We start from the raw sequence: 12,393 nt of genomic DNA, 5'->3' as shown, positions 1-12,393 counted from the left end.
GCATCGGCATCGACATAAGTATGATTTAACCCAATGTGCGCTTGCGCTGGGCCGGGCCGCTGGGCTAGTCACGTGCTGACATGTCAGAGGAAATTGCATGACTGCGATGGATATCCCTGCAGGGATCTTGCTGGGCCGCGCCCAGCTGCCGGGCCACGATTATCCCCGTATCGTTACGGTACGCGATGGCCAGCTGGTCGATATCACCGCGGCCGGCCGCGCCACCGTGCGGGACATTGCCGAGGCCGGTGATGCGGCTGCCCATGTGCGCAGCGCAACCGGGAAAGCGGTCGGCGCCATTGATGCCGTTGTTGCCAATTCTCTGGCGGCGACGCCCGACCCGTCCCTGCCGCGTCTGCTCTCGCCCATCGACCTGCAGGCGATCAAGGCATCGGGCGTCACCTTCGTGGTGTCGCTGCTCGAGCGCGTCATCGAAGAACAGGCGCGTGGCGACAAGTCCCGGGCCGATGCGCTCCGGGGCGAAATCCTCGATCTGATCGGCACCGATCTCAGCCAGCTTGTTCCGGGCTCCGAGGCAGCCATGAAGGTCAAGGCGGCGCTGATCGAGAAGAATGTCTGGAGCCAGTATCTGGAAGTCGGGATCGGCCCCGACGCGGAGATATTCACCAAGGGCCAGCCCATGAGCTCTGTCGGCCATGGCGCCGAAGTGGGTTTGCACCCGATTTCGAGCTGGAACAATCCCGAGCCGGAAGTGGCGCTGCTGGTCACCAGCACCGGCGCGATCATTGGCGCGACCTTGGGCAATGACGTCAACCTGCGCGACGTCGAGGGCCGTTCGGCGCTGCTGCTCGGCAAGGCCAAGGACAATAATGCGTCGGCTTCTCTCGGCCCCTTTATCCGGCTGTTCGATGGGGACTTTACCCTCGAGACGGTCAAGCAGGCAGAGATCGCCCTGCGGGTCGAGGGAACGGACGGCTTCGTGCTCGAAGGCCAGTCCAATATGGGCCAGATTTCGCGCAGCCCGGAATCGCTGGTCGCCGCCACGCTGGGCGAACATCATCAGTATCCCGACGGCCTGGTGCTCTATCTCGGCACCATGTTTGCACCGGTCAAAGATCGCGACGGGGCCGGCAAGGGATTTACGCACAAGATCGGGGACGTCGTCTCGATTTCGACACCCAGCCTGGGTAGGTTGACCAACCGCGTCAATCTTTCCACCAAATGTCCGCCCTGGACCTACGGGACCAGCCATCTGCTGCGCGATCTGGCGCGCGCCAATCTCCTTTAGTTCCGCTGCTCCTCCCGGGCGCTACACCACCTTGAAAGGCCGAATGATGACCGAACTGCACAAGAACCTGATCGATGGCGAGTGGGTTGGCTCGGATGGGACGGAGAATATCAATCCGTCCAATATCAACGAAGTGGTGGGCGTTTATGCCCGTGCCACAGCCGAAGAAACCAGGCAGGCCATCGCTGCCGCCAAGGCTGCGTTTCCGGCATGGTCGCGGTCGGGCATTCTCGAGCGCCACGCCATCCTGCGCAAGGCTTCCGACGAGATCACCGCCCGCAAGCAGGAACTGGGCGAGTTGCTCAGCCGCGAAGAGGGCAAGACCCTGCCCGAGGGCATTGGCGAAGTGACCCGCGCCGCCCAGATTTTCGACTTCTTTGCTGGTGAAGTGCTGCGCCTTTCGGGCGAAGTGCTGCCGTCGGTGCGTCCGGGCGTTGGTGTCGAGATCACCCGCGAGCCGATTGGCGTGGTCGGTATCATCACGCCCTGGAACTTCCCGATTGCCATTCCGGCCTGGAAGATTGCCCCGGCCCTGGCCTATGGCAATACAGTGGTCATCAAGCCGGCTGATCTGGTGCCCGGTTCAACCTGGGCCATTGTCGATATTCTGGTGCGGGCAGGCCTGCCCAAGGGCGTGCTGAACCTGGTCATGGGCAAGGGCTCGGTCGTCGGCCAGACCATGCTGGACAGCAAGGACATTGCCGCCATCAGCTTCACAGGCTCGGTGGGTACCGGCAAGCGCGTTGCCGCGGCCTCGATCGAGCATGGACGCAAGTTCCAGCTCGAAATGGGCGGCAAGAACCCCACCATCGTGCTCGACGACGCCGACCTCAAGGTCGCGGTGGAAAGCGTCGCGCAGTCGGCCTTCTTCTCGACGGGCCAGCGCTGCACGGCCTCGAGCCGCGTCATTGTGACCGAAGGCATCCACGACAAGTTCGTGGCAGCACTTGCCGAGCGCACGGCTGGCCTCCGTGTCGGCCATGCGCTGGAAAAGGACACCGAGATCGGGCCGGTCGTTGATCCGGGCCAGCTCAAGCAGGACACCGACTATATCGAGATCGGCAAGTCCGAAGGCGCCAAGCTCGCAGCCGGCGGTGGCCGTGTGAGCAAGGATACCGAGGGCTACTTCCTGCAGCCGACCCTGTTTACCGAGGCCACCAATTCCATGCGTATCGCACGCGAGGAAATCTTCGGGCCGGTCGCTGCGGTCATCAAGGTCAAGGACTACGAGGAAGCCCTCGCCACGGCCAATGACACCGAATTCGGCCTGTCGGCGGGCATCGTCACCACCTCGCTGAAATACGCGACGCACTTCAAGCGCAATGCCGAAGCCGGCATGGTGATGGTCAATGTGCCGACCGCCGGCGTCGATTTCCACGTGCCCTTCGGCGGCCGCAAGGGCTCGAGCTTTGGTCCGCGCGAACAGGGCCGCTATGCGGCAGAGTTCTTCACCGTGGTCAAGACGGCCTATACCGCCGCCGGCTGATCGATCCGGGTTTAAAGAAGAACGGGGCCATCTGGCCCCGTTTTTTGTCAGCTCTCGCGGATCCAGACCTGCATCGGGCCCGGCTCCCGGTTGGCCCACAGATAATAGGGTATTGCGGTCAGAGTGACCGGTGTCGCCTTTGGCGGCGTCGTGCGGTAGAGGTCTGGCCCCCAATCGTCCGTGGCGATGGTCTCGGCCTCGGCCGTCAGCGCGACGATGCCGTCGAACAGGTCATCCCTCTGCTGCTCACGGATCGCGGCGGTCCGGCTGAGGCTCAGGTCGGGAACCGCCACACTGTTGTCGGCCTGCTCGGCGCAATAGACCAGCGGGCCGCGCGCGAGGGCGACGCGGTGGCGATCCATGACCACCTTGGGATTGGCATAGAGCCGGCGTGGCGGCATGGGCAGGTCGAGTTCGACCACGTCCCCATCGCCCCAGTCCCGGGTGATGACGAGATAGCCGTTTTCGAGCGGGCCAGTCATGTCCAGAGGGCTGCCATTGACGGCGCCGGTTGCGCCGCCTGCCCAGCCTGGCACCCGCAATTTCAGCGCAAACGCCCCCGAGCCCTCGGGATGCAGCGTGAGCTTGATCTTGCCGGACCAGGGATAGTTGGAATGGTCCTCGATACGCACGCGGCGCCCGCTCACCTCGAGTTCGGCGCGATTGCCGCCATAGAGGTTGACCACGATGGAATCCGGTCCGGCCGAATAGAAATAGCCGCCGACCGAAGCCACGAGGCGGGACACGTTCATGGTGCAGCAGGGGCAGGGATGCCAGGGCCAGCGGCGATCCTGTCCGGCGCTGTCGAGCTTGTTCTCGTAGAAATAGAGCTCGCCGTCGCGAGACAGTCCGGAAAGGGCGCCATTGTAGAGCGCCAGTTCCATGGCATCGGCATATTGGCCATCGAGGTCGAGATTGAGCATGCGCTGGGCCCAGAAGATGAAGGCGATCGAGGCGCAGGTTTCGCAATAGGCCGTGTCATTGGGCAGGTCGTAATCGGTGGTAAACCCCTCGTTGGAGGCGGAGGGGCCGAACCCGCCGGTCACATACATGCGCGTGGTGGTGACATCCTTCCACAGCGTTTCGCAAGCCTGGCGGAGGCTGTTATCGTTCAATTCCGCCGCAAGGTCGGCCATGGCCGTGTACATATACATGGCCCGCACAGCGTGGCCGACGACCTTGTCCTGTTCGCGCACCGGCTTGTGCGACTGCGAATACTGGTGGTTGCCGGTCTTGTAGAAGTGGAAATCCTTGGGATCGGCGCCCCGCGCCACCGCTTCCTCGTCGAAATAGTGCGGTTGCTGGCCGCGCTGGTCGATGAAATAGGCGGCCAGGTCCAGCTGCTTTCTCTCGCCGGTCAGGCGATAGAGCTTGACCAGGGCCAGCTCGATTTCCTGATGGCCGCAATATCCCCGCTTCTGGTTCGGCCCGGTGCCAAACATGGTGCGGATATGATCGAGATAGCGTTCGAGGACATCGAGCAGCTTGCGCCGCCCCGTGGCCTGGAAATAGGCAATGGCGCCTTCGAGCAGGTGGCCGGCATTATAGAGTTCGTGCCGGTCGCGCATATTGGTCCAGCGTTTGTCGATCTCATGGCCCTGATACCAGAGGTTGAGGTAGCCATCGGCCATCTGCACCTCGGCAAGGCGGTCGACGATGGCATCGACCTTGGCTTCCAGTCCCGCGTCGCGGCGATGGCGCAGGGCGTAGCCGGCCGCTTCGATCCATTTGCCGATATCGCTGTCCCAGAACACCTGGTGGGTGTGACCGTCGGGGCCGCCCATTCGGGGGATGCGCAGCGGCGGCGGCGGGTCCTTGAGTTCAAGGGATTCGAGGATGCCGCTCTCGCCCAGTTTGTCATACTGGCTCGGCACCGTGCGGGTCAGCACGGTTTCCAGGCGTTCGGCCCAAAACTGTCCGGTGAGGCTCACGCGGGTGAAATCGACGGGGGAATAGCGGCGCATCTGGTCTCCTCCAGCCCTTTTGTTGGGCCTCGTTGCTATTGTGTGGTGCTGGCGCGGCGAACCAGGGTGCAGGGCAGCCGGGTAATGCCCGACACGGTGTCGCCGCGGATCATGCGGACGATCCTGCGGCCGGCCTCCTCGCCGAGTGCATCAAGGTTCATGTCGATGCTCGTCAGCGCGGGACGCGCGGCCTCGGCCATGATTGTCCAGTTGTCAAAGCCGATGACCGCGATTTCGCCGGGAACCGACAGGCCCCGGTCATGCAGCGTGTCGAGGATGCCACGGGCGATCTGGTCGTTTCCGGCAAAGATCGCGTCGGGCGGTTCAGCTCGGTTAAGAAGGTCCCGTGCGGCCGCGCGGCCCCAGGCCTCGGACCAGGCGCCGTGCAGAATCATGTCCGGATGGACAGGCATATGCACTTCGGCCAGGGCGGCTTCGAAGCCGGCGCGACGCAGCCGCACGGCCTCGAAATCCTCGGGGCCCGAAACATGGGCGAGACGCTTCCGTCCCGTGTTGAGCAGATGGGCGACGGCAAGGCGGGCACCGCCTTCGTCATCCGGCAGCAGACAGGCGGCGCCCGGCGCATCGCTCTGCGCGAAAACATAGAGAGCCGGGACACCGCCCAGGGCAACGCCCGGCGCGGCGCGGCGGTCGGCGCGGCGGCCGGTGAAGACCAGGCCATCGACCCGCTTGCCGAGCAACTGGTCGATATGGCGCTGTTCGCGCGCCGGGTCGTCGGTGGCATTGCACATGAACAGGGCAATGCCCTCTTCATGCAGCACGCGCTCAAGCCCTTCCATGATCGGCATGGTGAAGCGGCCGAAGCTGTCATTGGAGATCAGGCCAACCGTATAACTCTGCCCGCGATGCAGGGCCTGGGCCAGGTCATTGGGCCGGAAACCGAGCTCGCGCGCTGCCACAAGGACTTTTTCGCGGGTTTCCGCCCGCAGAGTGCCAGACTTGTTGAGCGCCTTGGACGCCGTGCCGAGGCTCACGCCCGCCTTGCGGGCGACGTCGCGGAGAGTGGTGCGGTTCAAGGTGTCGGTCACGGGGTGCTCGCTAGACTGGGAAAAGCTTTTCCGAAATGTATGGCGCCGGAGCCTTGGGAGGACGGGCGTGCCATGACGGAGATCGGAAAAGCTTTTCCGCGATCATCGTATCGCGGCGATCTGGCGGCTGCAAGCGGTCAGGTGAGGCCGGATGGTTGAAAGTGTTCGGTGATGTTGTCCAGCGTCCAGGCCATGGCATTTTCGGCCCAGGTGACGGCGGCATGCATGCCTTTCTGACGCGCCACATGAATGCGGCCGGCCTGGCGCGACGGCAGGCAGGCGGCAACCAGATGCGGGGTGCAGGTGGGGTGGCCATAGGCACTGACGAACAGGACGAGACGCCGCCGCTGGTCTTCGGCAGTCCAGACCGGCTCGTTGAGACCCAGCCACATCCATGTGGAATAGGTGAGGTCCCACAGCCGCGTTCCCGGCATGGCCGTGTCGAAATCGATCATGCCCGCGGGCAGATCGTCGACAAAGGTGGTGTTGGCCGGTGTCCAGTCATTGTGGCACATGACCTCGCCGCAGGCCTCTTGAACGGGCGGAAAATCCACGGTGGCGTCGTGATAGGCGCGCAGGAGCCGGGCGGCGGCAATCAGTTGGGTGTCCGAGAAGTCGTCCTTCTCGAACAGGACTTCACCGGGCACGAAGCTCAGGATTTCCCGGCCCTTTTCGTCGTGTCCGAGAAATCGCGGTGTCGCGGCAAATCCCTTGGCAGCCAGATGCGCAAAGAGCGCGTGCTGGCGCGACATATCGCGTCCGGTGGCACGGCGCACCGTATCGCCGATGCGGACCACGTGATTGACCTGACCGCCGGTGAGGAGGGTTTCAGTCTGGTCAGCGGTATCGTCAGGCAGGGACATAGCTCAGGCACACCGTTTCGTCGTCGAGGCGCTCGTGGCCGGCAAGGCCACCGAGGGATTGCATCATTCCATGAGCAAATTGGGCCATGCCGGTTCTCCACGTTTCGGCGCCTTGTGGTAGCAGCGTGTATGGCCTTGGACCATCGGAAAAGGTTCAGGACGCATGCGCCTCTGGTTGCCTCGATCTGTGCAATGGCCGATAGTGCAGCATGACCGGACCAGCCGACCACGACGCCTACATTGCTGCCGCATCGGAGGCGCTTCGTCCGATGCTCGCGCAGCTCAGGATCCTTCTGGCCAAGACGTTGCCCGACGCGGAAGAGGTCATGCAATACAACATGCCGGGGTTCGCCTCCGGCAAGTCGATGATTGCCGGCTACGGTGCATTCAGCAAGCAATGCGGCCTCTATGTCGACAAGGGGGCGATTGCCGCCCAGGCCGAGGCAATCGCCGCAGCCGGGCTCAAGGCCAGCAAGACCGGGGTCACCTTCTCACCGGCAAAGCCTATCCCCGATGATCTCGTAGTTGCCCTGGCTCTGGCATCACGCGAGGCACTTGGAGTCTAGGACACTCGCGTGGCCCGGTCGCCGCGGCCTCAGGCCGTCGCCGCGAAGCGCTCGTCAAAGGCGTAGCCGGCGCCGCGAACGGTGCGGATGGGGTCGGATTCGCGGCCGCGATTGATGGCGCGGCGCAACCGGCCGATATGGACGTCCACAGTCCGCTCATCGACATAAACGTCATTGCCCCAGACCCCGTCGAGCAACTGCTCGCGCGAATAGACGCGGCCGGGGTGGCGCATGAGATATTCGAGCAAGCGATATTCGGTGGGGCCCAGGTGCACGTCGCGATTGGCGCGGCGCACCCGGTGGGTGGTCCGGTCTAGCTCCAGATCGCCGACCTTCAGGGCGGCCGTGACCAGGTTGGGGTTGGCGCGGCGCAATAGTGAATTGATGCGGGCCAGCAGTTCCGGCACCGAGAACGGCTTGACGACATAGTCATCTGCGCCGGTGGTCAGGCCGCGCACCCGCTCCTCTTCCTCGCCGCGCGCCGTCAACATGATGATCGGCACACGGCTGGTTTCCTCGCGGGCTCGCAGGCGCCGGCAGAGTTCGATGCCAGAAATTTCGGGCAGCATCCAATCGAGCAGGATCAGGTCGGGCAGCTTTTCGGCGATGGCGTGCTGGGCTTCGTCGCCGGTTTCGGCGGTGACCACCCGGAAGCCTTCCGCTTCCAGGTTGTAGCGCAACAGCAGGGCGATATCGCCTTCGTCTTCGACAACAAGAATAGTCGCGGGCATATGGACGTGCTCCCTTTGAGCGCAATTCACCGCTGGCTCGAAGACCTCATGGTGAGCCTGTCGAACCACGAGGTCGAGCAATCGATAGTTTATTGGCACGACCTCGTCCTTCGACAGGCTCAGGATGAGGTCTACTGGTGTGCCGGGCCTGTAGGTCAGGCCTTGATCTGCGTCCGTTGCAATTGCTGGACATCGGCCGTGAGCTGCTTGCCGGTGGCCAGGTAATAGGCGCGCTCGGCGATATTGGTGGCGTGGTCGCCGATGCGTTCCAGGTTCTTGGCGCAGAACAGCAGGTGCGTGCAGGTGGTGATGTTGCGCGGGTCTTCCAGCATGTAGGTCAGCAATTCGCGGAACAGCGAGGTGTGCATCGCATCGACTTCATCGTCGCGATTGCACACCTCCACCGACGCATCGGCTTCGCGATTGCCATAGGCGTCGAGCGCGTCCTTGACCTGGCGCAGGACCAGCGCCGTCATGTTCTTGACGCCGTTGTAGAATGTGGGCTGCAGGTTGATGCCTTCGAGCTTGAGCGAGCGGCGCGCCAGTTGCTTGGCCATGTCGCCGATGCGTTCGAGATCGTTGGCAACGTGAATGGCGGTGATGATCGCCCGCAGGTCCGAGGCCATTGGCTGGCGCCGGGCGATCATGGATACGGCCATGTCGTCGATCTTGCGCTGCATGTCGTCGATGCGCTGATCGGCGATGATGGTGACATCGGCCAGTTCGCGATCGAGTTTCAGCAAGGCGCGGGTGCCATTTTCGATGGCTACCTCTACCTGCCCGCCCATTTCCGCAATGGATTGGGCGAGGGACAGGAGTTCCTCGTTATAGGAGGTGACGATGTGGTCGGTGCCGGTATTGGGCATTTGATTTCCTCTCCCGATCAGCCGATGCGGCCCATGATATAGTCCTGGGTCTGCTTGTTCACCGGATTGGTGAAGATGTCTTCGGTTTCGCCCTGCTCGATCAGGTTGCCCAGGTGGAAGAAGGCGGTCTTCTGGCTGACGCGGGCGGCCTGCTGCATCGAGTGGGTGACGATGACGATGGTGTAATTGGCCCGCAGCTCGTCGATCAACTCTTCGATGATGGCGGTGGCGATGGGGTCGAGAGCTGAACAGGGCTCGTCCATCAGGATCACTTCGGGCCCCACGGCAATGGCGCGGGCAATGCACAGGCGCTGCTGCTGGCCGCCGGAGAGGCCCGTTCCCGGTTCATTGAGGCGATCCTTGACCTCCTCGAAAAGGCCGGCCTTGCGCAGGGAGGACACCACGATCTCGTCGAGATCGGTCTTGTTGCGCGCCAGGCCATGGATGCGCGGGCCATAGGCGACATTGTCGTAGATCGATTTGGGGAAGGGGTTCGGCTTCTGGAACACCATGCCGACGCGGGCGCGCAACTCGACGACGTCGAGCTTGGGGTCATAGATGTCCTCGCCGTCGAGTTCGATCCGGCCGCCGACGCGGGCGCCTTCGATCGTGTCATTCATGCGGTTGATGCAGCGCAGGAAAGTCGATTTGCCGCAGCCCGAGGGGCCGATGAAGGCGGTGACGGCGCGGTCCGGAATGTCGATGGACACACCATGCAGCGCCTGCTTGGTCCCATAGTGGACGGTGACGTCGCGGGCGGTCAGGCGGATCGGGTGGGCGAGAACGTCTAGCGGGTTCATGTCGGCGCTCGGGGTCCGTGTGGCCGGCTTGTTGGCCGATTGGGCAAGGATATCCATTTTTCTCGATCTCCTTAAGCGCGCTTTTCGAGGCGCGAGCGCAGGAATATTGCGACGGCATTGAGCGTGATCATGAAGGCGAGCAGCACCATGATCGCGGCAGAGGTCCGGGGCTCGAAGAAATTGCGGTTCTCGTTGCCCTGCCAGAGATAGATCTGCACCGGCAAGGCCGTAGCCTGATCGATCGGCGTCGCCGGTACGGCTGCGACGAAGGCATTCATGCCGATCAGCAGGAGCGGCGCAGTTTCGCCCAGCGCCTGGGCCACGCCGATAATGGTCGCGGTCAGGATGGAGGGGAAGGTCACCGGCAGCACGTGGTGAAACACCATCTGCGTGCGCGAGGCGCCCATGCCCAGCGCCGCCTGGCGGAGTGCCGGGGACACGCCTTTCAGCGCCGCGCGGGTGGCAATGATGATCGTGGGCAGCGTCATCAGGGTCAGCACCAAGCCACCGGCCAGCGGCGCCGACAGCGGCAGGCGGAACCAGTTGATGAAGACGGCGGCACCGAGCAGGCCGAAGACGATGGACGGCACGGCGGCGAGATTGTTGATATTGACCTCGATCAGGTCCGTCAGCCGCGATTTGGGCGCGAATTCCTCGAGATAGATGGCGCTGCCGACGCCGATGGGAACGGCCAGGATCACCACGATCAGCATCATCCACATGGAGCCCAGAAGCGCGCCGAGCAGGCCGGCCGCGGCCGGGGCGGACCGCGAGTCCACATTGGAAAACAGCGACCAGGCAAAGCCCTGGCTGATGGTGCCGTTCTCCTCGAAAATGTCGATCAGGGCACGAGCGGGCGCGGAAAGCTGCTGCTGGCTGTCGGCCAGGTTGCGGTCGATATTGCCCTTGACCCAGTTGTCGGTATTGGCCGAGGCGAGCAGGTCGACGGTCACGGTCTGCCCCAGCAGCGCCGGATCACGGACGAAAATCTCGCGGACACGATGGCGGGCATCGGTTTCGGCAATGGTCAGGATCTGGCGGCTGTCGATCTCGAAGCCTTCTGGCGCGGCATTGCGCAAGGCAGCTTCGACGACCGTGTTCCAGTTCAGCATGGCCACCTGCCGCTCCCAGCCCAGCCGCGCGGCGCGGAAATCGGCGTCGGACTGGCCCGGGCTGCGCTCGGGCGCGGCATCGACCTTGAGCAGCTCGGGATCGAAGGTTACGGCCAGCTGGATATTGGACTGGGTAAAGGCCGGAATGCCCTTGCGCAGCACGTCTGTGAACAGCAGCGCGACGAAGCCCAGTGCCAGGCAGATGGCGATGACCCCGAATGCGCGGAACAGGCGCTCTCCGGCATGGCGGCGGGTGAGCCCGGCGCGCACCAGCTTGCGGCGTTCAGCGGCGGAAGCGAGCGTGGAGTCGGTCATTCATACTGCTCCCGGAAGCGGCGGACGATATAGAGGGCGACGATGTTGAGGCAGAGCGTCATGATGAAGAGCGTCAGCCCCAGCGCGAAGGCCACCAGCGATTGCGGACCCGTGAAATCGGTGTCGCCGGTGAGCTGGTTGACGATGGAGACAGTGATGGTCGAGACCGGCTCCAGCGGATTGCCGCGCAGGATGGGCGCATTGCCGGCAGCGAGCACCACGATCATAGTTTCCCCGATGGCGCGGCTGACCGCGAGCAGGAAGGCGCCGACGATGCCGGGCAGGGCGGCGGGCAGCAGCACGTTGCGGATGGTTTCCGACTGCGTGGCCCCCAGCCCATAGGCGCCGTCGCGCAGGGTGCGCGGCACCTGGTTGAGAATGTCGTCGCTGAGCGAGGAAATGAAGGGGATGATCATCACGCCCATGACCAGCCCGGCGGTGAGGGCGCTGGTGGCGCTGATGGGCAGGCCGATGGCATTGCCGAAATCGCGCAGGAAGGGACCCACTGTCACCAGGGCAAAGAAGCCATAGACGATGGTGGGGATGCCGGCGAGAATTTCGATGATCGGCTTGACGATCTTGCGGACCGAGCGGTGCGCATATTGGTTGAGATAGATGGCCGTCATCAGCCCCACCGGAACCGCGACCAGCATGGCGATGGCCGAGATCATCAGCGTGCCGGTAAGCAGGGGCAGGAGGCCGTACTGACCGGCATCGCCAGCGCCGGTCGAACTGAATTTGGGGGCCCAGACGGTGCCGAAGAAGAAGTCGAGCGGGTTCACATAGGTGAAGAAGCGGAAGGCTTCGGTGACCAGCGAAGCCACAATGCCCACCGTGGTCAGGATGGCCACCGCCGAACAGGCGATGAGTAGGACGATTACGGCCCGCTCCACTTCGTTGCGGGCGCGCAGCCTGGCCGAAATGCGGCGCCGGGCCAGCATCAGCCCCAAGACGCCCAGTCCTGCCGCCGCGGCCAGCATGATGAGAAAGCTCAATAACTGGAACCGGCCGAGATTTTCACCCGCAGCCACTTCAAAGGGCTGCACTTCGCCGGCGACGCCGAAGCCCGATGCCAGGTCGCGGATGCGCTGCAACTGTTGATTGAGCCCGATCTGGTCGAGGCTGGTCAGCACGTCGGCAGGGATCTGCGACACCGCGTACCAGTGCGTCACGCCGGGGGAAAAGAAGGCCCAGATGGCCAGGATCAGCACGGCCGGGACCAGCGTCCACAACAGCGCCAGCGTCCCGTGATACTGGGACCGGGAATGCACGCGCACGCCCTGCGGGGTCGCGAGCGCCCGGCTTTTCGACCAGCCCATCTGATAGGCGAGGCCAAGCAGAACAAGGAGCAGTCCGGCAACGATCAAAGTGTTCACGGGGTCAGGTCCTTAT

At 63.7% G+C, this 12,393-nt stretch carries 11 protein-coding genes; 3 read left to right on the top strand and 8 right to left on the bottom strand.

What is annotated here, in order from left to right:
* The first annotated feature begins 97 nt into the window (after positions 1 to 97).
* Positions 98 to 1,249, top strand: a complete 1,152-nt coding sequence (locus tag KIT02_RS06835; protein ID WP_297583979.1) for a fumarylacetoacetate hydrolase family protein — start codon at positions 98 to 100, stop codon at positions 1,247 to 1,249.
* Between the two features lie 46 nt (positions 1,250 to 1,295).
* Entirely contained in the window at positions 1,296 to 2,735 is a 1,440-nt protein-coding gene (locus KIT02_RS06830) for an aldehyde dehydrogenase family protein (RefSeq protein ID WP_297585139.1), read from the top strand.
* Between the two features lie 47 nt (positions 2,736 to 2,782).
* Here KIT02_RS06830 and KIT02_RS06825 read toward each other — a convergent pair whose 3' ends face one another.
* From KIT02_RS06825 to KIT02_RS06815, 3 genes are all read right to left on the bottom strand, one after another.
* A complete protein-coding gene (locus tag KIT02_RS06825; RefSeq protein ID WP_297583976.1) occupies positions 2,783 to 4,699 on the bottom strand; it encodes a beta-L-arabinofuranosidase domain-containing protein in 1,917 nt (638 codons plus the stop codon).
* 35 nt (positions 4,700 to 4,734) lie between these two features.
* Positions 4,735 to 5,748, bottom strand: a complete 1,014-nt coding sequence (locus KIT02_RS06820) for a LacI family DNA-binding transcriptional regulator (RefSeq protein ID WP_297583973.1) — start codon at positions 5,746 to 5,748, stop codon at positions 4,735 to 4,737.
* Between the two features lie 137 nt (positions 5,749 to 5,885).
* Positions 5,886 to 6,611: a phosphotransferase gene (locus KIT02_RS06815; RefSeq protein WP_297583965.1), complete on the bottom strand. Its 726-nt coding sequence runs from the start codon at positions 6,609 to 6,611 to the stop codon at positions 5,886 to 5,888.
* A gap of 209 nt (positions 6,612 to 6,820) precedes the next feature.
* On the opposite strand from KIT02_RS06815, the gene KIT02_RS06810 reads away from it, so the two are divergent.
* Complete coding sequence (locus tag KIT02_RS06810) at positions 6,821 to 7,177, top strand: iron chaperone (RefSeq protein ID WP_297583963.1); 357 nt, start codon at positions 6,821 to 6,823, stop codon at positions 7,175 to 7,177.
* A gap of 29 nt (positions 7,178 to 7,206) precedes the next feature.
* Here KIT02_RS06810 and phoB read toward each other — a convergent pair whose 3' ends face one another.
* The 5 genes from phoB to pstC all read right to left on the bottom strand — a co-directional run bounded on the left by phoB (position 7,207) and on the right by pstC (position 12,377).
* Positions 7,207 to 7,908 carry a phosphate regulon transcriptional regulator PhoB gene (gene phoB, locus KIT02_RS06805; protein ID WP_297583961.1) on the bottom strand — a complete coding sequence of 234 codons (702 nt, stop codon included), beginning with the start codon at positions 7,906 to 7,908 and terminating at the stop codon, positions 7,207 to 7,209.
* 155 nt (positions 7,909 to 8,063) lie between these two features.
* Positions 8,064 to 8,774, bottom strand: coding sequence for a phosphate signaling complex protein PhoU (phoU, locus tag KIT02_RS06800; RefSeq protein ID WP_297583959.1), 711 nt, complete (start codon positions 8,772 to 8,774; stop codon positions 8,064 to 8,066).
* Positions 8,775 to 8,791: 17 nt separating this feature from the next.
* A complete protein-coding gene (gene pstB / locus KIT02_RS06795) occupies positions 8,792 to 9,574 on the bottom strand; it encodes a phosphate ABC transporter ATP-binding protein PstB (RefSeq protein ID WP_297585137.1) in 783 nt (260 codons plus the stop codon).
* A 71-nt stretch (positions 9,575 to 9,645) separates the two neighbouring features.
* Positions 9,646 to 11,001, bottom strand: a complete 1,356-nt coding sequence (gene pstA / locus KIT02_RS06790) for a phosphate ABC transporter permease PstA (RefSeq protein ID WP_297583957.1) — start codon at positions 10,999 to 11,001, stop codon at positions 9,646 to 9,648.
* Entirely contained in the window at positions 10,998 to 12,377 is a 1,380-nt protein-coding gene (gene pstC, locus KIT02_RS06785; protein ID WP_297583956.1) for a phosphate ABC transporter permease subunit PstC, read from the bottom strand. The genes pstA and pstC overlap by 4 nt, the downstream gene beginning before the upstream one ends.
* Between the last annotated feature and the right edge of the window lie 16 nt (positions 12,378 to 12,393).

The sequence above is a fragment of the Devosia sp. genome (genome assembly GCF_025809055.1).
Taxonomy (GTDB): domain Bacteria; phylum Pseudomonadota; class Alphaproteobacteria; order Rhizobiales; family Devosiaceae; genus Devosia.
This window is presented reverse-complemented; position numbering and strand designations above follow the sequence as displayed.

What these genes read in the sequence shown, in the direction of transcription:
- pstB (WP_297585137.1), bottom strand. Translation starts at nt 9,574, where the DNA reads ATGAACCCGCTAGACGTTCTCGCCCACCCGATCCGCCTGACCGCCCGC.
- phoU (WP_297583959.1), bottom strand. Translation starts at nt 8,774, where the DNA reads ATGCCCAATACCGGCACCGACCACATCGTCACCTCCTATAACGAGGAA.
- KIT02_RS06830 (WP_297585139.1), top strand. Translation starts at nt 1,296, where the DNA reads ATGACCGAACTGCACAAGAACCTGATCGATGGCGAGTGGGTTGGCTCG.
- KIT02_RS06810 (WP_297583963.1), top strand. Translation starts at nt 6,821, where the DNA reads ATGACCGGACCAGCCGACCACGACGCCTACATTGCTGCCGCATCGGAG.
- KIT02_RS06815 (WP_297583965.1), bottom strand. Translation starts at nt 6,611, where the DNA reads ATGTCCCTGCCTGACGATACCGCTGACCAGACTGAAACCCTCCTCACC.
- phoB (WP_297583961.1), bottom strand. Translation starts at nt 7,908, where the DNA reads ATGCCCGCGACTATTCTTGTTGTCGAAGACGAAGGCGATATCGCCCTG.
- pstA (WP_297583957.1), bottom strand. Translation starts at nt 11,001, where the DNA reads ATGACCGACTCCACGCTCGCTTCCGCCGCTGAACGCCGCAAGCTGGTG.
- KIT02_RS06825 (WP_297583976.1), bottom strand. Translation starts at nt 4,699, where the DNA reads ATGCGCCGCTATTCCCCCGTCGATTTCACCCGCGTGAGCCTCACCGGA.
- KIT02_RS06835 (WP_297583979.1), top strand. Translation starts at nt 98, where the DNA reads ATGACTGCGATGGATATCCCTGCAGGGATCTTGCTGGGCCGCGCCCAG.